This window comes from Exiguobacterium sibiricum 7-3 (genome assembly GCF_000620865.1).
Classification (GTDB): Bacteria; Bacillota; Bacilli; order Exiguobacteriales; family Exiguobacteriaceae; genus Exiguobacterium_A; species Exiguobacterium_A sibiricum_A.
Window position 1 is genome coordinate 2,731,481 of record NZ_KK211190.1, and the last position, 20,244, is coordinate 2,751,724.

24 protein-coding genes are annotated in these 20,244 nt (G+C 50.7%); 16 read left to right on the forward strand and 8 right to left on the reverse strand.

The window, feature by feature from the left end; genetic code table 11:
- Window positions 1-37 precede the first annotated feature (37 nt).
- The 6 genes from P402_RS0115085 (at window position 38) to P402_RS0115110 (ending at window position 3,665) form a co-directional block, all read left to right on the forward strand.
- Window positions 38-376, forward strand: a complete 339-nt coding sequence (locus P402_RS0115085; RefSeq protein ID WP_026829446.1) for a PadR family transcriptional regulator — start codon at window positions 38-40, stop codon at window positions 374-376.
- Complete coding sequence (locus P402_RS0115090) at window positions 369-851, forward strand: hypothetical protein (protein ID WP_026829447.1); 483 nt, start codon at window positions 369-371, stop codon at window positions 849-851. The genes P402_RS0115085 and P402_RS0115090 overlap by 8 nt, the downstream gene beginning before the upstream one ends.
- On the forward strand, window positions 848-1,357 hold the full coding sequence (locus P402_RS0115095; protein WP_026829448.1) for a permease: 510 nt from the start codon (window positions 848-850) through the stop codon (window positions 1,355-1,357). The genes P402_RS0115090 and P402_RS0115095 overlap by 4 nt, the downstream gene beginning before the upstream one ends.
- Window positions 1,358-1,374: 17 nt before the next feature.
- Window positions 1,375-2,034 carry a Type 1 glutamine amidotransferase-like domain-containing protein gene (locus P402_RS0115100; protein WP_026829449.1) on the forward strand — a complete coding sequence of 220 codons (660 nt, stop codon included), beginning with the start codon at window positions 1,375-1,377 and terminating at the stop codon, window positions 2,032-2,034.
- Window positions 2,031-2,441 (forward strand): NUDIX hydrolase, encoded by a 411-nt coding sequence (locus tag P402_RS0115105; protein ID WP_026829450.1) that lies wholly within the window; start codon window positions 2,031-2,033, stop codon window positions 2,439-2,441. The genes P402_RS0115100 and P402_RS0115105 overlap by 4 nt, the downstream gene beginning before the upstream one ends.
- A gap of 231 nt (window positions 2,442-2,672) precedes the next feature.
- Window positions 2,673-3,665 carry a DNA/RNA non-specific endonuclease gene (locus P402_RS0115110; RefSeq protein ID WP_026829451.1) on the forward strand — a complete coding sequence of 331 codons (993 nt, stop codon included), beginning with the start codon at window positions 2,673-2,675 and terminating at the stop codon, window positions 3,663-3,665.
- Between the two features lie 57 nt (window positions 3,666-3,722).
- On the opposite strand, the gene P402_RS0115115 is transcribed toward P402_RS0115110, so the two are convergent.
- Window positions 3,723-4,808: a GGDEF domain-containing protein gene (locus tag P402_RS0115115; protein WP_026829452.1), complete on the reverse strand. Its 1,086-nt coding sequence runs from the start codon at window positions 4,806-4,808 to the stop codon at window positions 3,723-3,725.
- 166 nt (window positions 4,809-4,974) lie between these two features.
- On the opposite strand from P402_RS0115115, the gene P402_RS0115120 reads away from it, so the two are divergent.
- Together P402_RS0115120 and P402_RS0115125 are read left to right on the forward strand one after the other, a co-directional pair.
- Window positions 4,975-5,154, forward strand: a complete 180-nt coding sequence (locus tag P402_RS0115120) for a hypothetical protein (protein WP_235188893.1) — start codon at window positions 4,975-4,977, stop codon at window positions 5,152-5,154.
- Window positions 5,155-5,272: 118 nt separating this feature from the next.
- Window positions 5,273-6,928, forward strand: a complete 1,656-nt coding sequence (locus P402_RS0115125; protein WP_026829454.1) for a methyl-accepting chemotaxis protein — start codon at window positions 5,273-5,275, stop codon at window positions 6,926-6,928.
- 44 nt (window positions 6,929-6,972) lie between these two features.
- On the opposite strand, the gene P402_RS16610 is transcribed toward P402_RS0115125, so the two are convergent.
- Window positions 6,973-7,497, reverse strand: coding sequence for an NUMOD4 domain-containing protein (locus P402_RS16610; protein WP_034770083.1), 525 nt, complete (start codon window positions 7,495-7,497; stop codon window positions 6,973-6,975).
- Window positions 7,498-7,634: 137 nt separating this feature from the next.
- Here P402_RS16610 and P402_RS0115135 point away from each other — a divergent pair, with 137 nt between their 5' ends.
- Together P402_RS0115135 and P402_RS0115140 are read left to right on the forward strand one after the other, a co-directional pair.
- Window positions 7,635-8,219, forward strand: coding sequence for an AAA family ATPase (locus tag P402_RS0115135; RefSeq protein ID WP_026829455.1), 585 nt, complete (start codon window positions 7,635-7,637; stop codon window positions 8,217-8,219).
- Window positions 8,216-8,512 (forward strand): hypothetical protein, encoded by a 297-nt coding sequence (locus P402_RS0115140; RefSeq protein ID WP_026829456.1) that lies wholly within the window; start codon window positions 8,216-8,218, stop codon window positions 8,510-8,512. The genes P402_RS0115135 and P402_RS0115140 overlap by 4 nt, the downstream gene beginning before the upstream one ends.
- Window positions 8,513-8,749: 237 nt before the next feature.
- On the opposite strand, the gene P402_RS0115145 is transcribed toward P402_RS0115140, so the two are convergent.
- From P402_RS0115145 to P402_RS0115155, 3 genes are read right to left on the reverse strand one after another with little or no spacing between them, the layout of a single operon-like run.
- Window positions 8,750-9,076 (reverse strand): hypothetical protein, encoded by a 327-nt coding sequence (locus P402_RS0115145; RefSeq protein WP_026829457.1) that lies wholly within the window; start codon window positions 9,074-9,076, stop codon window positions 8,750-8,752.
- Window positions 9,073-10,125: a DNA alkylation repair protein gene (locus P402_RS0115150; RefSeq protein ID WP_026829458.1), complete on the reverse strand. Its 1,053-nt coding sequence runs from the start codon at window positions 10,123-10,125 to the stop codon at window positions 9,073-9,075. Before P402_RS0115150 ends, P402_RS0115145 begins: the two co-directional genes overlap by 4 nt.
- Window positions 10,122-11,177 carry a methylated-DNA--[protein]-cysteine S-methyltransferase gene (locus P402_RS0115155; protein WP_026829459.1) on the reverse strand — a complete coding sequence of 352 codons (1,056 nt, stop codon included), beginning with the start codon at window positions 11,175-11,177 and terminating at the stop codon, window positions 10,122-10,124. The genes P402_RS0115150 and P402_RS0115155 overlap by 4 nt, the downstream gene beginning before the upstream one ends.
- A 166-nt stretch (window positions 11,178-11,343) precedes the next feature.
- On the opposite strand from P402_RS0115155, the gene P402_RS0115160 reads away from it, so the two are divergent.
- From P402_RS0115160 to P402_RS16620, 5 genes are all read left to right on the forward strand, one after another.
- Entirely contained in the window at window positions 11,344-11,910 is a 567-nt protein-coding gene (locus P402_RS0115160; RefSeq protein WP_026829460.1) for a class I SAM-dependent methyltransferase, read from the forward strand.
- Window positions 11,895-12,374 (forward strand): response regulator transcription factor, encoded by a 480-nt coding sequence (locus tag P402_RS16615; RefSeq protein WP_051525179.1) that lies wholly within the window; start codon window positions 11,895-11,897, stop codon window positions 12,372-12,374. Before P402_RS0115160 ends, P402_RS16615 begins: the two co-directional genes overlap by 16 nt.
- The gene (locus tag P402_RS16770) at window positions 12,355-12,582 is read left to right on the forward strand and encodes a winged helix-turn-helix domain-containing protein (RefSeq protein ID WP_051525180.1); all 228 of its coding nucleotides are present in this window, start codon (window positions 12,355-12,357) and stop codon (window positions 12,580-12,582) included. Before P402_RS16615 ends, P402_RS16770 begins: the two co-directional genes overlap by 20 nt.
- Complete coding sequence (locus P402_RS0115170; RefSeq protein WP_152538839.1) at window positions 12,579-13,940, forward strand: sensor histidine kinase; 1,362 nt, start codon at window positions 12,579-12,581, stop codon at window positions 13,938-13,940. Before P402_RS16770 ends, P402_RS0115170 begins: the two co-directional genes overlap by 4 nt.
- Before the next feature lie 138 nt (window positions 13,941-14,078).
- The gene (locus P402_RS16620; RefSeq protein ID WP_034770094.1) at window positions 14,079-15,872 is read left to right on the forward strand and encodes an acyltransferase family protein; all 1,794 of its coding nucleotides are present in this window, start codon (window positions 14,079-14,081) and stop codon (window positions 15,870-15,872) included.
- A gap of 44 nt (window positions 15,873-15,916) precedes the next feature.
- On the opposite strand, the gene P402_RS0115180 is transcribed toward P402_RS16620, so the two are convergent.
- The 3 genes from P402_RS0115180 to P402_RS0115190 all read right to left on the reverse strand — a co-directional run bounded on the left by P402_RS0115180 (window position 15,917) and on the right by P402_RS0115190 (window position 18,934).
- Window positions 15,917-16,936, reverse strand: a complete 1,020-nt coding sequence (locus tag P402_RS0115180) for a copper resistance D family protein (RefSeq protein ID WP_026829462.1) — start codon at window positions 16,934-16,936, stop codon at window positions 15,917-15,919.
- Window positions 16,933-17,490 carry a copper resistance CopC family protein gene (locus tag P402_RS0115185; RefSeq protein ID WP_026829463.1) on the reverse strand — a complete coding sequence of 186 codons (558 nt, stop codon included), beginning with the start codon at window positions 17,488-17,490 and terminating at the stop codon, window positions 16,933-16,935. The genes P402_RS0115180 and P402_RS0115185 overlap by 4 nt, the downstream gene beginning before the upstream one ends.
- Window positions 17,491-17,560: 70 nt before the next feature.
- Window positions 17,561-18,934 carry a hypothetical protein gene (locus P402_RS0115190; protein ID WP_026829464.1) on the reverse strand — a complete coding sequence of 458 codons (1,374 nt, stop codon included), beginning with the start codon at window positions 18,932-18,934 and terminating at the stop codon, window positions 17,561-17,563.
- A 257-nt stretch (window positions 18,935-19,191) separates the two neighbouring features.
- Between P402_RS0115190 and P402_RS16775 the strand changes: the two genes are divergently transcribed.
- Window positions 19,192-20,205: a hypothetical protein gene (locus P402_RS16775; protein ID WP_051525181.1), complete on the forward strand. Its 1,014-nt coding sequence runs from the start codon at window positions 19,192-19,194 to the stop codon at window positions 20,203-20,205.
- Window positions 20,206-20,244: the final 39 nt, after the last annotated feature.

Consider the following 20,244-nt stretch of genomic DNA (forward strand, 5'->3'; position numbering starts at 1 on the left):
ACAGTTATAAAGTATAACCAATCAGGAGGGATTTACGTTGAAACATACTGGTCGCCACACAGGCGCTTTTTTACTCTTATTCCTTGCGAAAGGTCCCACTTATGGCGGGGATCTGCTTCAACGCTGCGAGCAGGAATTGCCGTTTAATCCGATTGATAGTGCGATTCTCTACCGGACACTCAAAAAACTTGAAGAAGAAGGTTTCGTCACTTCCATCCTCACCATGTCTCCCCAAAACAAGATGGTGAAAGTGTATCAGATAACATCGTCCGGTCGGGCACAGCTCGATCGCTTTCATGAGGACATCGAACAAAAACTCCAAAATCTGCTGTATTTCCAGACGCATTATGCAAAACAGGTAAAATCCGATGGTTAACAGCATCGTGCTGTATGGAATGGTGCTTCTTCTGTCCAGCGTCTCCTTCTATAAGGACAAACAAAAGACGCAGGCGGCGTTTGCGAAAGCCTGGAAAATCTTTACGAACCTGTTGCCGGATCTCCTGGCCATCCTGTTGTTCGTCGGCTTGTCGTTATCGATCCTGTCGCCTGCTCAAATCTCGGTCTTACTCGGACAGGATGCCGGGTTTCTTGGTATTATACTGTCGCTCGTCATCGGGGCGATTGCTCTGATTCCGAGCTTCGTCGTCTTTCCGCTCGGAGCGACCTTGCTTGAGAACGGTGCCGGACTGGCGCAAGTCTCGGCTTTAATGGCCTCACTGATGGCCGTCGGAATCATGACAATCCCGTTAGAGAGCCGCCTGTTCGGCAAACGGTTTGCTTATGCGCGCAATCTGTCCGCACTTATGATGTGCCTGTTCTTTTCGTTACTCGTAATGGAGGTGCTTGGATGAAACGAATCAAAACATATCGCTTCTTCCTCACAATGTCCGTCCTCTTGCTCGGACTTCTGCTCGTCGATCCTGTACGCGGTCAGCATGCCGCCCGGCTCAGTTTTAAGAGTCTGCTCGATATGCTGCTTCTGTTGCCGCCAATTTTAGTCTTGGTCGGTTTACTCGATCAATGGATCAAAAAAGACACCCTGCTGAAATATATGGGACCGGATGCAGGGTTTCAAGGATATCTATATGTCTTATTACTGGCTGCCATCGCAGCCGGTCCGCTCTATGTCGCCTTTCCCGTCGCCGTCCTCCTGCTTGAAAAAGGGGCCAGCATCCGCTATGTCGTCTTTTTCCTCGGAGCGTTCACGACGGTCAAATTACCGGTCCTGCTGTATGAAATCTCTTCGTTTGGCCTTGTCTATACCGCACTTCACATCGGATTCGGTCTGCTGTTCTTTTTCATGACGGCTCAACTTTTTGAGCGGTATCAGACCGCTTTGAAAATGAAATCATTTTAAATACAGGAGGTTTTTTCATGAGAGATCAACAGCTGTTTCTCTTCGGCGGCGGTCCGCCGTTCACTCCAATGCTTTGCCAACAATTCGTCTCTTGTCTCGGCCGGTCGGGACCGGTTGCCTTACTATATGTACCGCGTCCCGGCTCAAACTGGGACGATTATGCCCCGATCTATACGGATGCGTTAACGACAAATGGTGCGACAGATTTCTTCCACTTTCCGTTGTCTGCACGTCCGACACCTGAACAACTCGAACAGTTAGCTGGAAGTGTCGGAATCATCATCTCGGGCGGGGAAACGGAACGGTATCAACAGTTCATCGTCGGCACACCAATCGGTACCATCATTCAAGAACGGTTTCAGCACGGCGTTCCTGTCGCCGGATTTTCAGCCGGCGCCTTACTGACACCAAACGAATGCCGGATTCCTGCGATTGATCAACGGGACGGAAACGCACTTGTCTTGAACGGACTCGGACTGCTTACGGATGCTGTAGTTTCTGTCCATTACGACACATGGCAGGAAGAGACGAACTTGTACGAGGCATTCTCAAAGACGGAAAGTACCTTCGGATACGGTTTACCGGAACGAAGCGGCATTTATCTAAAGAATGGTCGGCTGATGCAACAGGAAGGACCGGAAGCTGTTCTTCTCAGACAAAAGGGGGAAAACATATGACAACGATCGTAACAGCTGTCAAAGGTATCGTGCAGTACGACAACCGGATCTTAATCGTTCAACGCGCCGCTGCCGACTCCGGTGGCGGAACGTGGGAATGTCCGGGTGGAAAAATTGATTTCGGCGAGTTGCCGGAAGACAGTCTGGCACGGGAAATCGAGGAAGAGACCGGACTGACGGTCACCGTCGACCGCATTGCTTATGCTTCGAGTCTGATGACCCATCCGGACCGCCAAGTCATTTTGCTGGTTTACTTCTGCACCGCTACGACCCGGGCCGTCGAATTGTCCGACGAGCACGACGCCTACATCTGGGCAGATGAATCGACACTCCGCCAACAGATTGCACCGAATATCCTAGCTGATTTTGAACGGTATCAGATTTTTCCGCAATTGGTTTCCTCTTAAAGACAATTCTTCCTATAGTACCGCGTGATTTTAATTCAAGTCACCAGCTCGGACACGTCACTTTTAGTGGCGTGTTTTTTGTTATGAAATGTCTGTCTGTTGAAACACTACTTTTGATAAATTACCTGCCAATATATCTCTCATTTAGTTAGATATTTAAAATCCGCTTGTATTCAGGATAAAAGATTCCTAAAATGAACAAGTATGTCATGCCATTTAAGGAGTCTACCTATGAAACTATCCTTTACTTACTTTGCGTTACCACTAGCTGCCCTTCTCTTAACGGGATGTGCCGGTGAAGAAACAGCTTCGCAAGAACCGAAGACTGACCAAGAAACTATCCAAAAGAATCCACCGAAGCAGGCAGAAACAGAAACTAAACCGGTCGAATCAGACCAAACGTCTGAGAAACCCGTTACGAAAAAACCTGCGAACACCGAAACGACCATTGCTGACGCGACAGCCAAGTCTTCGAAGAACTCCATTTTTTCGGGATATACAAAACTGAACGTCGACGGAGGCGATATGTCGGGTGACCGGGAACCAAATGTCGTCGTCAATATCGGTTTTGGCGACCGCGAGTACTGGGCCTTTACGAACGAACATGCCCAACTTGTTAAAGTCGTCGCCAAAAAAATCACCTTACAAAATGATGCCGAGGAGACGACATCATCCGGCCGTTACTATTCGGATGAAGCGAAGGTCCCAGGTGTCGAGAGTCCGCAACTCGACGAGGGACACGTCATTGCCGATTCGCTCGGCGGGGTCTCAAATGCGTACAATATCACGCCGCAGGACAGCACGCTCAATCGCCACGGCGATCAAGCTTATATGGAAAACACCATCCGCAAGGCCGGTGAGGTGACGGACTTTGAAGCGACCATTACGTATCCCGATACGACAACACAAATCCCGTCGCATTATCACTATACGTATACGCTGCGTGGAAATAAAATCGTCGATGATTTCGATAACGTCAACCCGGATGAAGTCAATGCCGAACTTGGTCTGACTGAAGACAAAGAAGAACCGGCACCAGCTCCTGCCGATCCGGAACTAGATTCCGACACAACGGGTGACGTCTCAACCGTTGATACGAACGGCAACGGACAAGTCACGATCCAAGAGGCAAAAGACGCCGGATTCAGCATGCCGATCACGGATGATCATTGGCTCTATCCCTACATGCGGGACAATGACCATGACGGGATGGTCGGCGAATAAGTTTTACGTGAAGCATGAAACAGGCGGACTCCGAGGAGCCCGCCTGTTGGTGTTGGATTATTCTTCGCTGTAGCCGACGACCTTGTTCCGTCCCGTCTGTTTCGCCTGATAAAGGGACTGATCGGCCTTTTGGACGACTTCAAACGATGTCTCGCCTTGATCCGACGAGGCCGCCCCGATCGATAACGTGACATGGAATGCCGGATACGTGCTGAAGACAAAATGTTGATCGGCGCACGCCAAGCGAATCGTCTCCCCGAGCCGGACGGCTTCTTTGAGCGGCATGTCCGGCAATAATAAGACAAACTCTTCCCCGCCGTAACGCCCAACGAGTGCTTCGTCAGGACAACAGTGTTGCAACAGATGGCTCAGCTGTCGTAACACGACGTCGCCCCCGTCATGGCCGTATGTATCATTGACCGACTTGAAGAAATCAATGTCGACGATCAAGACGGAAAAGGCAAAACCATCTTTGTCATAAGACGCAAGGGTCTCGTCCAGTTTCCGCCGGTTGGCGAGATTCGTCAGTCCGTCGGTCAATGCCAGTTCCTGTTGCATCTGAACGAACTGGAAGTGTTTGCGTAATTCCTGCAGGAAACGGTATGTGACATAACCGCCCAGTAAAATGAAAACAATATAGACCAAGGCGATTTCAAGAAATCGGTCAAACGTTGCCGTCAATAAATAGAGGGCCGGTAAACTGTATCCGATACCGATGCCAATCAAGATCAAATAATCTTTGAGCGTGTGTGAAGCAAAACGACGATAAATGCTTGCCGTTACGAGTAAAGCGATACAAATCAAGCCGGTCAGAATCAATCCTTCGTAAGCACCCGGTGGCGTAATCGCAAACCGTGCCCCAAGAATCGCGAGCGTCGTAATCCCGCCACTGACCCAGCCGCCGTAATAATATGCCGTGACAAGCGCGACGAGCCGTAAATCAATTTTTGCCCCATCATACGTAATGCTGTTGAGAACAAGCAATACACTGATAAAACCGGCAATTACCCCTACCAGGATACGAATTTTGACCGGTGAAGCCGGTGAAATTCGTTTGACGTGTCGGAGTGGTAAAAATGCAAATAAGAGTGATGTAATCAACAATGAAAAATTCAACAGGAACTGATTAAACTGACTCAACATGGCACACGGACACCCCTTCGACTGACAAACTTCATACTCTGTACAGTTCTCTATCGGATGGTCTGCTTCCTGTCTTGAGCTTCTTTGCAGGTTTCCATTTTTTTCATCAAAGAAACACTTCAAAGAGACCGTTTCCACTTAAATAAGGGGGTATTCAATCATAGATATGAAAGAGGAAAAAAAGAAAAGTAAGATGCCGTTCTTCGTCATTCTCGTCGTCATCATCTTTGTTGCCGTCGCCGCTGCCCTGATTATTTATGTCACGTCCGAACCAAAAGAAGAAACCCAACAGCTCTTACAGATGACGACTAGTTTCGTCTCGGCTTACCTACCGCATGCCAGCTGACAGCGGACATCCTCGGATGTCCTTTTTTTGTGCGCTCAACCTTTACAAGAACGCTACGATTCCTTCATAAAATTATCGTCTCTCCTTCCCGATAGGAAACATGGAGGCGATAAAACGAATGAAGCAACCTACACAGAAAAAAAGATTATTGGCCCAACAATTAAACAACTGGCTGATCCCGATCGTCGCAGCGGGACTGTTACTGATCAGTGCTTTAAGCGTCGAAGAACTCTACCGCGCGTCGACGAAGTCCGTCAGTGAACGGCTCGAACGGGAAATGACGATGCTCGATGCCAATATCCGTTCGATCTACTTAGCCTATCCGGAAGACGAACAGGAACGGACACGCGCCATCAAACGTTTAAAAAATCAGCAGCTCGCCGATATGTCACGGGACGAGTACGATGCGGCCATTCAGTCGCTCGCAACTAAAAACGTAGCCATCCAACCGTTGACGTTGACGGCACAACAGAAAAAAGATGTGATGCAACAATTGAAGCAAACACGGGTGACGACGTTTACGAGCAACAACCGGTTCGTTCTCGCGATGTCGATTCAAGAAGTAAATGATGTCCTGTTCTTATCGGTCGATCAAGCACGATTGGTCGCACCCGCTAAGGCACTCGCCTTGAAACTCGGTGTGCTCGGAATCATCGTCCTCTGTTTCGTCAGTCTGTTGATTCGGGCCCGCATCAAAAAGCAACTGGCTCCGCTGTCCGTCTTGTCCTTAAAGATTGAAGAAGCCTATGCACGGCGAACCTATCAGCCGATCAGCATCAAGACGACGACGTTTGAATTACAGCAATTGACGCACCAATACAACCAACTGATGCAGCAAGTCGGTAGTTTGACACAAGAAATTTCGATTGCGAGCGAACGACTGGAGGCGACTCAACCCGGTTTTTCGTCCCAACTCGCCTCGATTGATGAATCCGTCCTCGCCGTCCATCAAGTGGCGACGTCGTTGACAAACCAGTCGACGCAGATGGAACAGATCATCACGGAATCCGGGCAACTGTTGACGACCTCAATCGAGGCACTCGCGACGATGGACGAGTCGATCCAAACGAGCCATCAACGGGTCAGCTCCTTTAATGACGAAGCGACGACGAGTCACCGGATTCTCGACTCATTGCAACAGGATACAACGTTGTTACGGACCCTGTCTGTCAACACGTCACAGTCACTGGAAGAAGCGACAGAGCGCAATCAACAAATGCATGCCTCGATCCGCTATATCCAACAGGTGGCGGAAGCGACACGCCGCTTATCGTTGAATGCGTTGATCGAAGCGACACGGGCAGGCGAAGAAGGTCGCGGTTTTGTCATCGTCGCCAAGGAGGTCGAATTACTCGCGCTCGACATCAAACGAAGTATCGATCACATCAACCAGGCGAACCGGGATTTGACGGCCAGCATCGGACAAATCGAACAAGATGTTGTCCAGATGACGACCCAAATCGAGACGACACACGAACAGCTTGAACAGAGCACCCGCCGGATTGCTTCCGTCCTCGATCATGCCCAACAGATTGAAGCCGCACTCGTCCAGGTCGAGACGGACCGGGCGCTCGTCTATTCGGTCCAACCGCGGATTCGGGAACATTTTCAACTGATTGAAACGATTCTGTTTGAACTGACCCACTACAGTCAGTCACTTGAAGCAAACATGCAAGCCAACAGTGCCCGCCAACAGGAACTGAAACAGCACGGTTACATCATCGGCGAACAAATCGAGTCCCTCAACCGGACGATTGTCGGTCCGTCCCAGTAAAGATAAACAGACCCTCTGCCTCAAGCACAGGGTCTGTTCGTCGTTTAACTAATATACTGGGCTTCCTTTTTGTCGATGATATTGCGAATCCGGTTTTCCGTCACCTGATAGGTCAACGCCAACCGGCGAATCGAAAGCCCGGTTTGATACCGACGCCGAATGTCACGGATCTGCCGCGGCGATAATTCGATATGCCGCATCAATAACAGGTCAAACTCGTCCAGGAGCGACGCATACGCTTGACTCACGGACGGTTTGACCGTCAGATTGTCAATCTGATCGTTTACGCGATCACCGTCCGTCCGGATAATCCGGTCGTGCACGGCCTCGGAATCGAGAAATGCCTTGGCGACAAGCTCGGCGACATAAAACCGTTCCCCGCGTCCTTGTTTGTACAACGTCACTTTCCGGTAACCTTCCTGATTGATCCGTGGGCGCAACACGACACCTTGCCGCCGTTGTTTGACACCACGGCTCGTCTCGATGATCCGGTCGAGCGACCGGACGTTCCCTGATGTCGAGACTTGATATATACCTGCATAGCCCTGTACCGATTTCCAATGTTCCATATAGTCAATGACCTCCATTCGGTCCTAAAACGACAACATGTCCTACTGTCATTATACCATTTTACGAACAAACGTTCTAATGTGAACACTCTGTTTTTCTGTGCTAGTATTAACAAAAAAAGGAAGAGGTGTCAGGGATGAAGTTTGTCATGTTACTTGGTCCGCAAGCCGTCGGCAAGATGACGATTGGTCAGGAACTCGAACAAAAAACGGGCATGAAATTATTCCATAACCATCAGACGATTGACCTGTTGCATCCGTACTTTGATTTCACGAAACCGGCGCACCATAAGCTGAAGGACTTGATCCGTCGGGAAATGTTCAAAGAGATGGCCGTCAGCGATCTCGAAGGGGTGATCTTTACGTTTTTGTGCCTGTTCGGCGTCGAAGGCGGCGGGATCGAATTCATCGAAGAGACCGTTCAACTGTTTGAAGAAGCCGGTGCCGAAGTCTTCATCGTTGAACTGGAAGCCGCTCTGTCGACCCGTCTTGCCCGGAATCAGACGGAAAATCGTTTACTACATAAGTTCACGAAACGGGACATCGCCGCGTCGGAAGCCAACTTGCTTGAAACCGCTGAACAGTACCGGACGCATTCGCTTCCGGGAGAACTGCCGTATCCCAACTATCTCCGTCTTGATACCGAGGGGCGTTCGGCCGGCGAAAGTGCCGAGACGATTTGTCGACACTTTAACTGGTCAACGAATCTGGTCGAACGATGAACCAATCCAAGCAGACGTATTTTCCGGTCTTCTTGACGCTCGGTTTGCTTCTGTTCAATATGCTAACTTCCTACTTGCTGAGCGGACGGTTTTTCCCGAATCTGAGTCTGTGGGTGCCGATCGGTCTCAACATCTTGGTCGGAATCGGGTATATCGTTTCGCTGGTGCTTGGTCTCCGGTCGACGAATAACTACGTCAAATGGTTCAGTGTCTTCGCGAATATTGCCTTTTTACTGTCGTTATCCGTCATCACCTTTTTGTTGTTGCTCGCAAACGGCATCTCAGAACCGTAATCCCAACACGAAAAACCGTCTCTTCAGAAGCACGTTTTCTGAAGAGACGGTTTTATTTTTGTTTATTCAAAAGAATCGTCGACTCCACTCGACTTCTACAGGAAAAGGAAGCATGCTTCCGTCAGGAACAGGCGAGACCCGGTCGTCCTCGGACGACCGCGGCTTGCGTTCCGCCTGAGAAAAGCGAGTGGAGGAAAGACGATTCTTGGCTCACTTTGTTTCATGATTTTCCCCACTTCAATGCATCAAGTCACGCCGAAAGACCGGTCCGTCAGCATGAAAGCCATTTCGAATCCAAACCGCTGCTTCTCCGTCCCGTCCAATCACGAACGGCAATAACAACGTCCGGGCGAGATACGCAAGGATGACCGTCAGCGCTTCTTCGATATAGCCCGCCCGGTCGGTCGGATCAATTGCGTCATAGCTGAGTTGCTGACCGCTGAACTGAATCGTCGCAATCTGTTGTCTATCCCGTGTCTGTAATGTCCAGACACAACCGTTCGTCGTATCTGTTGCTTCAATGTGTAAACGGGACGTTGTAAAGTCCGGGTGGCGACCGTTCATTCTGTTTCCTCCTCTACGTCAAAAGTTGCTGTCACGTAGGCTTCACCGTTAATCAGAATCGTCAGCTGGTGTGTACCCGGATAATGGACCCGTGTCGTCAAGTTCCGGAATGACTGCCGTTTCGTAAACGTCTCCCGTCCAATCACTTGCCGTTCACTGATCCGAAAGACTTTTTGACTCGTCCCCCGCTTTTTGACATAGTCGATCGCGTATTCGATTCGCAGGACTTGCGGTTCGGTTGTCGCAAGGGCAAAGGTAAACGTCAGTTCCCCGCCAATCGGCAACGTGGGTGTGACCGTCAGTTCGTCGACCGTCACCGTTCCCCGCGTGACAAGACCAAACGCTTTCAAGACGTCCGGATGTCCCTGTTTCAGGAGTGTCCGTGAGGCATGCCGTAAAATCCAGTCCGTATGCGGATGGGTCCCGAGCTGTTCCAACCGTTCGATGACGAGTTCCGGATGAGTCTTCGCGATATCGTTTAAATGATTGGCGACACTTTTGCGGACGTAAAGCGCCTCGTCCTGCAACAAGTCATCTAAAATTGGTAGGACCGGACGCGGATCAGCAATCAATGCCGGTATCCGTTGTCCCCACGGCAGGCGCGGACGGGTTCCTTCTGACGCCAAGCGCCGGACGTGCTCGTCACTCGACTGACTCCACCGGACCGCAAGTTCTAAAAACCGTTCTTGATCTTCGAGCAGGAAGCGCCGGACCGCAAACTCCGACGTCGAGTGCCGGGTCAACCGTTCCAGGGCTACCATTGCCCGCTCCCAGGCATCACTCGGCGCATAAACTTCGATATAGTCTGGAAAAACGATGCCCGGCAGTCCCGGAAACTCCGGGGCGATCGTTTCGAGGTGCGTCGCCGCCTGCTCAAAGTCAGGCGGTAAATAACGGTTAAGCTCAGTCGCAATCCGGCGGACCCGTTGCTTAAACGCCAGCTCCTCCCAGTCGCCTTGTTGCACGACGTCTTTAAAGTCCGATGCCTGCACCGCTCCCCCTAATCGGTTCAACCAGTCTGGTGTAAACACATCTTTAATCAAACTCATACATGATTCAATCCCCTCTTCGTCCGCTCCAATTTTAATAAGGCCGCTTTTCGTGCCAAGCCGCCGGCATATCCGCCGAGATCGCCCGTCAAGCGGATGACCCGGTGACACGGAATGATCAGTGCCAGTTGATTGGCGCCGTTTGCCCGGGCGACAGCACGGACGGCTGCCGGATTCCCGACGCGGACGGCCAGTTCCTGATAGGAAATCGTCTCACCCGCAGGAATCTGTTGTAACTGTTCCCAGACTTGTCTCTGAAACGGTGTCCCGTACAGGACAAGCGGAACCTCGAACCGGTCAAGCGTTCCCGCAAAGTACGCCTCCAGTTCAGCCGTCACCTGCTCAAACACCGGTGTCTCACCGGGAATGATGACGGCGCGGGCTGCGAGCCGTAAACGTTCCACTTCCCGCTCCAGCCCCCGACGATCCACGAACTCGAGTAAGTGCAGTCCTTGTTCGTCGACAATCGCCAGCATTGGACCAAGCGGCGTATCAAGCCACTTCGCCTGAAGGTACGTTCCATCCCATCGCTTCGGCGTCTCACCCATGATGCGGGCAAACGCGTCGCGAAAGCCGCTGCTCGATTCATAACCGCTTGCCAGTTGTGCCTCGATGACCGGTTGTCCGTTGCGGATTTCCTTCATCGCAAGGCCCATCCGCCGGGACCGGGCGTATTCGACGAACGTCATGCCAAACCGTTTTTTGAACTGCCGACGGGCGGTCGAGGCATCGAGTCCCAGTTCCCGGAAGTCGGCATCTTTAAAGCGTTTTTCGGGACTCGCTTCGACGGCAGCAACCAAGCGGCTGATGACTTCACTGTCCCCGGGATAGGCGAGCGGTTTACAGCGTAAACACGGTCGGTAGGAGGCAAGCAACGCCTCTTTCGCCGTCTCAAAAAACTCGCAGTTCTCCTGCTTCGGCTTCCGCGCCGGACAGGTCGGCCGGCAAAAAATCCCCGTCGTCTTGACCCCGACAAAAAATGTCCCTTCGTACGAGCTGTCGCGGCGGACGAGTGCTGCATAATAATCCGTTTCCGGTAAGGTATTCATCACGTGTCCCCTCCCCTTCTTTTCCTCAGTATACCGAGTTTATCGTCCTGCATGTCGCCGAAAATCAGGCATGGATGTTTTCTTAAGACAAACTTAAGAAATCTCTCCTTTTTGTGAAAGATATGCCCTGTATCATCGATGGTATACTCAAGAAGAAAGTAGGTTTCGCATGTTTGATTTTTTAAAAGAAGCGATTCAATCACCGAAAACAATTGGTGCGATTGCGCCAAGCAGTCCGCGTTTAGCAAAAATGATGGCACAGCGGGCAGTTGCTGATCGACCGGCCGTCATCATCGAAGTCGGAGCCGGTGATGGGGCGATCACCCAAGCCTTATTGCGTGCGCGACACCCGGAAACGACTTTATTGATTTGCGAACAAAATCCGGTGTTTCAAGAAGCCTTGGCGAAGCTGTTAGCCGATGAGACGAACGTCGAACTGTTTATCGGCGACATTCAAAACTGTCCGGAAGACTGGCATCATCAGGCCGGTGTCCTGGTCAGCGGTTTACCGTTCGCTTCGTTCCCGCTTCTGTTACGCCATGAATTGCTCGAAACCTTCCAGACCCTGCTGCAACCAGGCGGTCATTTCATCGCCTTTCAATATACCAAACTCCATTTCAAGACATTCCGCCGGTATTTCTTTGAGCACAGTTATTCTTATACGCTGCAAAACATGCCGCCTGCCTATGTCTTCGAAGGCGTCCAAAAGGAGGAACTGCCGTGCCCACAATCTTAATCGTCGATGATGAAGCCGATATCCGGCAATTGTTGCGACTGTATCTCCAAAACGAAAATTATCTAATTCTCGAAGCCGCCAACGGCGAAGAGGCCCTTGAGCTTGTTCAGCAACAGCCGATCGATCTGATGGTCCTCGATGTCATGATGCCGGTTCGTGACGGCTTTTCGACCGTCCAGGCCCTTCGGCAAGCCAATTACATGTTTCCTGTTCTGATGCTGACGGCAAAACAGGAGGACCTCGACAAAATCCAAGGGTTGACGTTCGGTGCCGATGACTACATCGGTAAACCGTTTAACCCGCTCGAAGTCATCGCCCGGATCAAGGCGATGCTCCGCCGGGTCGCCCAGTCAAGTGCCGCTCTCGGCCAGCAGCCTGCAAGTCGGTCCGTTTACCTTACGTCAGGAGGAACGGGTCATCTTAAAAGAGACAACCCCGCTTCCTTTGACACGCCGGGAATTTGACTGTCTGGCGCTCTTACTGAATCATCCGCGCCGTGTCTTTTCCGCCGACGAATTATATGAGCGGATTTGGCAGGAGGAGGCACTCGGTTCCGCCACCAACGCCGTCATGGTCCTGATTCATAAATTACGTGACAAAATCGAGGATGCGCCAAAAGAGCCGCGTTACCTGCAAACCGTTTGGGGTGTCGGCTACAAGGTCGAGCCGTGAGGCGCTTCCGCTTTAAACTGACCTCCTGGATGACGGTCCTGTTATTAGCCGCAGCGTTTCTGAGTACCGCGTTCGCCTGGTTGATCGCGAGCCAGATTCCGCTCGGAACGAAAAACGTTCCCCGTTATTATTATCCGACGGAACAGGACATCACGCAGCGGGTCGAGCGCGATATCAAACGGTACGAATCCGGTCAGACCCCGAACGGTGACTATGCCTGGGCCGTCTATCGGTCGAACGGATCACGGGTCGACGCCTCACCCGATTTTCCGCGGACGATGACACCCAGTCGGTTATTAGCCGCGCAAACTCCGGATGAACGGGAACCGTCTGACGAATCGGACGTACGGACGTTGCATCACATGCAGGCGATTGATCTTGGCGAGAGTGCACCCGGTTATTTCCTTTCCATTGAAACGGTCACCCCCCGTCTGAATGAATATCAGGTCGGTAATTCGACGGCGTTTTTCATTTTACAGTTGGCGTTGTTCCTCTTATTTTTATTTGGTATGACCCGCTGGATTGCCGGGTTGTTCCGCCAACTTGAGACGCGGCTGGAACGGCTCGTCGAACCGGACCGAGCTGTCAGCCCGCTTGTTCCGGTCAAGGGTCCACGTGAGTTCAAAGCATTTGCCCATTCGATTGAACGGATTGGGGATGAGCTCGATGTCCTCAGACGAAACGAGCGGGAACGTTTTACGGAACAACTCCGGCTCATTACCAGTCTCTCGCATGACTTGCGGACTCCGTTGACATCGATTCAAGGATTCGTCCAGTGGCTGTCCGAACACCACACGACCTTGTCCGACCAGGAACGGACCGATGTACTGGCAATCGTCAGCCGCCAGTCGGAAACGCTCGCCTCACGAATCGAGGAGCTGTTCATGCTCGCGAAACTGTCGAATAAAGATTATCCGGTGCACATGACATCACTTGATTTCGTGACGCTGTTGCATCAGGTCGCCGAACAACACCCGGAAACGGCTTATCGGTACGCAGGACCGGCTCATTTGAGTGTTCAAGCTGACCCGAACCTGTTGCGGCGCTTGATTGAAAATCTTGTGCGCAATGCGACGCTTCACGGAACAGGTGACTTGTCGTTTGACGTGGCTCAAGAAAACGGTCGCTTGACCTTCCGTTGTTCCAATACCGTCCCGGAAACCTTGACGCCCAATCAACTGACGGAACTGGCAACCCCTTTCGTCACGTCCGATCTGTCACGGTCCAACGGCGGCTCCGGCATTGGTCTGTCGATCATTGAACAAATCGTTGCCCGGCACAACGGGACGATGCAGTTAGCGTCGGAACAGAACCGGTTTATCGTCTCGATTGTGTTACCGGATGCTTTTAAACATTGAGTACGGAACAGGATGAACTCAAAAATTTTTGAGTTCATCTTTTTTTGTTGTTACTGGTTCGACACTCCTTCTGAAATGGAATTCGATACACTAGAGAATGGCATTCTTTAGGCACAGCTGTGAAGGAGTTTTTTACTTATGAAATCATCAAACCGTTCGACCACATATATGCCCGGACTCGATGGTCTGCGCGCGTTCGCCGTCATCGCTGTCATTTTGTACCATCTGTCGGTACCCATGCTGACCGGCGGATTTCTCGGCGTCGATTTGTTTTTTGTCCTGTCGGGTTACTTGATTACCGGCTTGTTGCTCAGTGAGTGGCAACAGACCGGTCGCATCGACTTAAAACGGTTTTGGGTGCACCGGTTCCGCCGGTTATTCCCGCCGCTGTTCGTCCTGCTCGTTCTTGTCCTCAGTTATGTCACACTGTTTGAGCGGGACTTGTTACATGTGCTTCGCCAGGACATCATGGCTGCCCTCGTCTACATGACGAACTGGTGGTATATCGTCCATGACGTCTCTTATTTCGAATCGTTCGGCAAACCGTCACCGATTCAAAACCTGTGGTCGCTTGCAATCGAAGAACAGTTTTACTTGATATTTCCGATCGTGCTCAGTTTTGGGCTCGCATCGAAACGGCTGTTGCTCCGGGGAATCGGACTGCTTGCCCTGCTGTCCGCACTCCTGATGGCGATTTTGTTTACACCGGGAATGGATCCAAGCCGTGTCTATTACGGAACCGATACCCGGTTGTTTGCCTTGTTGATCGGCAGTCTGCTTGCCTTCGCTTGGCGACCCGAACGGTTTAAGAAAGAGATTCCGTCACGGGGTGTCCGGTTATTGAACGTGACCGGTGCCGTGATTGTCCCGGTGCTTGTTTTGCTGATGCTCGTGACAAGTGAGTACGGTCGTTTTCTGTATTATGGCGGATTTGTGTTCGTCGCTGTTCTTGCGGCGTTACTGATCGCCGTTGTTGCTCATCCGGCGTCTTTTTGGAGCCGGTTGTTCGCAGCACAGTGGCTGATCGCCGTCGGCAAACGGTCGTACGGTCTGTATTTGTGGCATTTTCCGCTGATTACCTTGATGACGCCCATTGAACAAACCGGAACATTTTCCTGGCTCCGAAGTCTCGGGATTCTCGGAATCCTGGTCGTCGTGACCGAACTGTCCTATCAGTTCGTCGAACGTCCGGTCCGCCGGCTTGGTGTTTTCGGATACATCCGGCAATTTCAGATTCACCCGCGGACCTTCCGGCAGTTTTCCCGGACGAAGTGGGTCTCTGTTTCCCTTGCCAGTCTGCTTCTCCTCAGCTTCATCGGAAATTTATCGATTCTTGCTGTGTCGGACGAATCGGCTCAACAATCGATTCCGAAAGTCGCGGCGCCGCATAAAAAACCGGCATCGCTTATCAAAAAACCGACGAATCCGGTGCCTGAGAAACGCACACGCTCGATGTGCCGCCCGACCCTTGCGATCGGCGATTCGGTGCTGCTCGGGGTCGAAGATTATCTCGGCAGTACACTTCAACACGTGACAGTCGATGCCAAGCTAGGACGTCAGCTCCGGGAAGCCATTCCGCTCAGCACGAAGTATGCGGCGTACAATCAAACCGACCATCAAGTCATCCTGCACCTCGGGACAAACGGCAGTTTCCGTCCCGAGCAATTAGAGGAGCTGCTCGACCGGTTCGCACATGCCGATCAGGTGTACCTCGTGACGACGCGGGTGCCGCGTCCGTGGGAACAGGAGGTCAACACGATGCTGAAGCAAGCAGCCGAACGTAAACGGGTATCACTCATTGACTGGCATGCCGTCGCCGTCAAGCATCCGTCGTACTTTGAACAGGACGGTGTCCACTTGAACATCAAAGGTGCCCGGGCCTACTCGAAGCTGCTTGCCAAAGCGACCGGGTGCGCGACCACCACAAAATGACAGAACACAGCCACCATTCTCCGATCGTTGAGAAGGTGGCTGTTTTAGAGCGTATACACGAGTCCGATGTAGAGCAGGCTGACGCCAAGGAGACAGAACAGACTGCCGAGCAAAAACGGCAGGCGTTTTTGATAGGTCAACAGCAATAATCCGATACTGCCACCACCTGTTAAGAGGAGAACGATGTTCGACCAAAGAATCGGCTTGACTGCTCCAAGAGTTTGCAAATCCGCCGGTTCCAGATTACTGAGTGCTGCTGTCGCAAGAAACACACAACAGAGGATCAGACTCTCAAAGCGCAGACCACGCCGCGGATCAAAGGCCGATTCCTTCTGTAACTGCCGTTTAACGAGTGTCCCGTTGATGAACGCATAACCAAGTACCGGAATCAGCAATAAGTGTTTCCATAATAAGGCCTGTCCGTACGGAACGTTCCAGGCATTGCGGTACTCGCTTAACGGAACACTTTGACGCATCAGGAAGAAGCCGGTCACGATGACCCCTAAAAACGTCAATTGGGCGAACGGACTGAACCAGCGTAAAAACGACAACCAGTGGTTAGAGTCCCGGGCACACCAACCGATGACGAATACGACTCCAACCCACAACGCCATCAGGCTAAAATGACTGGTCTGTAACACAAGCCCCAGCAGGCCATGCTTCGATGCGGCGTGACTGGTTCCGGAAATTCCAAGAAACAGCGGGATTGTCACACCAAGCAGCAACCACCGTTTGATGAGCAGGATTCGTTTCATGAATACGATGATGAGTGCCATCAGTGCTGAAAAATACACCATCAAAAAATACTGCCCGATTCGTACTTCAAACAGACTCACCCGTAACGCTTCACGGAAGGATAAGTCCATCTCCTGCTGAAAATAAGAATATACACGCCATAATGGAAGGCCGGCTCCTGCAACGATGCTGACGAGTGCTGCACACGCAAGACCATCCAATTTACCGACTGCCGGTTTTTTATCTTCTGAAATAAACAAAAGCAACAGCCGCCCTACCCAAAGTGCCCCACCGATATAGATGAGCAGTTCACTGACGATGCCACTCATGGTCGTTTTTGGCGACGGAGTAGGAACAGCGTGATGACAATCGCAAGTACAAGGACAGTCACAAGCCAGGGTAAGAAGGTCGGGAACAGTCCCGGTTCGACGGTTTCTGCTGATTCGGTCGGAACGATGCTCGCCTGTTGCGGTTCCGGCGCCGCCGGCTCGACGTCTTGATCGTCAGCAGGATCGGTCGAAGAAACCGTTTCTTTCAAGTCGAATCGAATCGTTCCTTCGACCGGGTGTCCGTCTTCTGAAATCAATTTCCAGCGAATGAGATAGGTTCCGCTTTCGAGTTTTTGTTGAACGGCTGCACTCCATTCATTGCCGATGATCAGGGGCTTCTCAAGCGGAACCACGTCACCTTGAGCTGTTTTCAATTCGACCGTACTGGTTTTTTCAATCGCTGTATCGAAATTCAAACGAATTTTTTCCAAGTCGCCTTGTATGACTTCACCTTCTGACGGATTTGAATTCTTTAGACTCGTGTGAGCTGAGACTGAAAACGGCTGAACGACGAACAAGACCAGAATAAACAGCACAAACCATTTGATCTTCATCGTAAACTCCTCCTTTGACCGAAAATGTGTAGAAAAAGACCCGCTGTTTCCAGCGGGTTCGGTTGTCCGATTATTGTTGTGAGCGGCGTCCGCGGAGTCCAAAGAATCCGAGGATTGAAGCTGCTGCGATTCCGAGTAATGACCAAAGGATACCGGTTGATGATTGCGATTCCGCCGTTCCACCAAGACCAGTGTTCGGCATACCGGCCGGTTCGCCTTTGAATTTATCCGGGAACTGATCGACGATTGCTGTCGCTGTTCCTTCACCGACTCCGTACATGTGACCGTAAGCTTCACGGATCGCCGGGTACGTTTTGTCGTAGTCTTTTTCATTGTAGCTGTTGAAGGCCAGTAACAATTGATCGATGTGGACCTTCAGTCCTTCTTCCAGATCTTTTGATTTCAAACGGCCTTCGGTGGCAGCATCAAGGAAAGCCGCTTGTTCGACGCGGTACTCATCGAGTTCTTTTACTGCCATATCGCGCGCTTGATCGTCTTTCGCACCTGTCGCCTTCACGTAATCCACGAAATAACCGATATGACTCGACCAGATTTTCTTGAATTGTTGCGCTGCTTCACTGCCGTAGACCGAGCCGATGGAAGCGGAAAGATCGTCTGTATTTTCGTTCAACGCACCTGCTGCCGCGTCAAAGTCCTTCGCCCCGTCGATTCCTTTTTGCATCGTCAGAATCGCAAGCGCTGCGTGTTCCGAGAAGTTCCGGTTCAGTCCGGCACGGAGATCTGCTGCCGGTGTATCGACTTTCGTATTTTTGAATTTATCCGGGTATTGATCGACGATGGCACCGGATAAGCCTTCTCCTACCATGTACATATGCTCGATGGCGATACGGAGATTGCTGTAGGCGGCGTCATAATCACCGGCAACGTAGCTGTCAAATGACGTTAACAATTGCGTGATATGAACTTTTAATCCACCTTCTAGATCTGCTGCTTTCAAGCGGCCTTCTGTCGCTTTATCGAGGAAAGCAGCCTGTTCGACACGATACTCATCCAGTTCTTTCAACGCTTTTTGTTTGGCGTCCTCATCTTTGGCTCCTGTTGCTTTGACATAATCAACGAAGTAACCGATATGACTCGACCAAATCTTCTTGAACGCTTCGCCGGCTTCATCCCCGTAGACGGATCCGACAGCGGCCGATAAGTCATCCGTGTTTTGGTTTAAGGCAGCGGCGGCTTGATCAAAATCTTTTTTGCCGTCAATCCCTTTTTGCATCGTGACGACTGCTAAATACGCATGTTCAGATAAAAGCTGATCAAGCGTCGCTCGCAAATCCGATGCGGGAGACGAGACATCTAAGGAAACTTTTCCCGAGCTGTGGGACATCTTGCTGTGATCTTCATGACCATGGGCACTGACGCCTGCTGCCGGAATCAATAATGCGGCACTGAGTGGAACGGCGAGATACGACTTTTTCATCTTCATCTTATAAACACCCCTTTGTTTTTTTGGACTACACACAGATAACGTAAACAGTTCACAAATAGTTTTCTTTTTTTACATTTTTTATTAAAAATATTTTTTACGGAAAAATATAAGGCGTTTTGAAAGCTTTTCTCTTTAACTATTTTGTTTTTTACTGACTTGTTTTTCGAAAGAGCGTCCTTATGTTAGAACAATTTGATTAAACTCTTCTTAAGATCGCTTTTTAAACTATTTTTTTCAGGAACAGGAGTGAACGTATGAAACGAATCATCATTGGAGCGTTACTCGCCTCCGTCTGTCTCTCTCAGTCGGTCGTATCTGTCGACGCCAAGACAAAACCAAAGAAAAAGGCAGTGACTCAAGTCGATCGGGATCAAAATAAGATTCCGGATTCTTGGCAGAGTAAGTATCATTTAGGGTATGGAAAAACCGTAGCAACGGCCGATCGTGACCGTGACCGTCTGACCAATCTCCAGGAGTATCAATTGCAGTTGAATCCGACCAAAAAAGACACAGACGATGACCGGCTGGCTGATGGACAAGAAGATGCGGACCGTGATCGCGTGACGAATCAACAGGAGTATCTTGCCAAGCTCAATCCCTTGAAAAAAGATACGGATCAAGACGGGATTTCAGACGCGGCGGAAGATCAAGATGCTGACAGCCTGACGACGGAAGAAGAATTCATTGTCGGCACACAACCAATCCAAGCCGATTCTGATCGGGACGGTCTAAAAGACGGTGAAGAAGATCGAGACAAAGATCAACTGAATAACGAGGACGAATTCGAACTAGGATCAGATCCGACCCATGCCGATAGCGATCATGACGGCATTCGCGATGATCAGGAAGATGCAGATCATGACGGTGTCCAAAACAGTCAAGAAATCAAACGAATTACGATCAAGTTGACTAATACGAACAAACAAAAATTCGAATGGCGTTACAGCAGTGAACATCATCGGAACGAGTTACGAGTCAAGGATGAAATCGGAATCAAAGATATTGCCACTTTACGTGAACGGTTAACTCTTACTGCCTCGATGACGAAAGAAGAACTTTTAGTACAGGTCTCTCAAGCCTTACAGCTTGCGACGCCAATCAAAAGTCTTCAGGTCGAAGTCAAGTTCGTGAATGGACACGAAATGGAATCAGAAGATGAATCCTCGGATGATGATGGACAATCCGATGATTCTGGAGATGACGACGAGTCGGATGATGATTCAGACGATCAAGGGGATGACCACGGATCTCATGGAGATGATGATTAATTTAATCCCTTGCACATGAAAACAGGACGACGGATTTTT

Coding starts and splice junctions, on each gene's coding strand:
- P402_RS0115110 (WP_026829451.1), top strand. CDS start 2,673: ATGAAACTATCCTTTACTTACTTTGCGTTACCACTAGCTGCCCTTCTC.
- P402_RS0115140 (WP_026829456.1), top strand. CDS start 8,216: ATGAACCAATCCAAGCAGACGTATTTTCCGGTCTTCTTGACGCTCGGT.
- P402_RS16610 (WP_034770083.1), bottom strand. CDS start 7,497: ATGGAACATTGGAAATCGGTACAGGGCTATGCAGGTATATATCAAGTC.
- P402_RS0115115 (WP_026829452.1), bottom strand. CDS start 4,808: ATGTTGAGTCAGTTTAATCAGTTCCTGTTGAATTTTTCATTGTTGATT.
- P402_RS0115160 (WP_026829460.1), top strand. CDS start 11,344: ATGTTTGATTTTTTAAAAGAAGCGATTCAATCACCGAAAACAATTGGT.
- P402_RS0115120 (WP_235188893.1), top strand. CDS start 4,975: ATGAAAGAGGAAAAAAAGAAAAGTAAGATGCCGTTCTTCGTCATTCTC.
- P402_RS0115185 (WP_026829463.1), bottom strand. CDS start 17,490: ATGAAGATCAAATGGTTTGTGCTGTTTATTCTGGTCTTGTTCGTCGTT.
- P402_RS0115150 (WP_026829458.1), bottom strand. CDS start 10,125: ATGAGTTTGATTAAAGATGTGTTTACACCAGACTGGTTGAACCGATTA.
- P402_RS0115180 (WP_026829462.1), bottom strand. CDS start 16,936: ATGAGTGGCATCGTCAGTGAACTGCTCATCTATATCGGTGGGGCACTT.
- P402_RS0115105 (WP_026829450.1), top strand. CDS start 2,031: ATGACAACGATCGTAACAGCTGTCAAAGGTATCGTGCAGTACGACAAC.
- P402_RS16620 (WP_034770094.1), top strand. CDS start 14,079: ATGAAATCATCAAACCGTTCGACCACATATATGCCCGGACTCGATGGT.
- P402_RS0115125 (WP_026829454.1), top strand. CDS start 5,273: ATGAAGCAACCTACACAGAAAAAAAGATTATTGGCCCAACAATTAAAC.
- P402_RS0115135 (WP_026829455.1), top strand. CDS start 7,635: ATGAAGTTTGTCATGTTACTTGGTCCGCAAGCCGTCGGCAAGATGACG.
- P402_RS16775 (WP_051525181.1), top strand. CDS start 19,192: ATGAAACGAATCATCATTGGAGCGTTACTCGCCTCCGTCTGTCTCTCT.
- P402_RS0115145 (WP_026829457.1), bottom strand. CDS start 9,076: ATGAACGGTCGCCACCCGGACTTTACAACGTCCCGTTTACACATTGAA.
- P402_RS0115190 (WP_026829464.1), bottom strand. CDS start 18,934: ATGAAGATGAAAAAGTCGTATCTCGCCGTTCCACTCAGTGCCGCATTA.
- P402_RS0115100 (WP_026829449.1), top strand. CDS start 1,375: ATGAGAGATCAACAGCTGTTTCTCTTCGGCGGCGGTCCGCCGTTCACT.
- P402_RS0115090 (WP_026829447.1), top strand. CDS start 369: ATGGTTAACAGCATCGTGCTGTATGGAATGGTGCTTCTTCTGTCCAGC.
- P402_RS0115095 (WP_026829448.1), top strand. CDS start 848: ATGAAACGAATCAAAACATATCGCTTCTTCCTCACAATGTCCGTCCTC.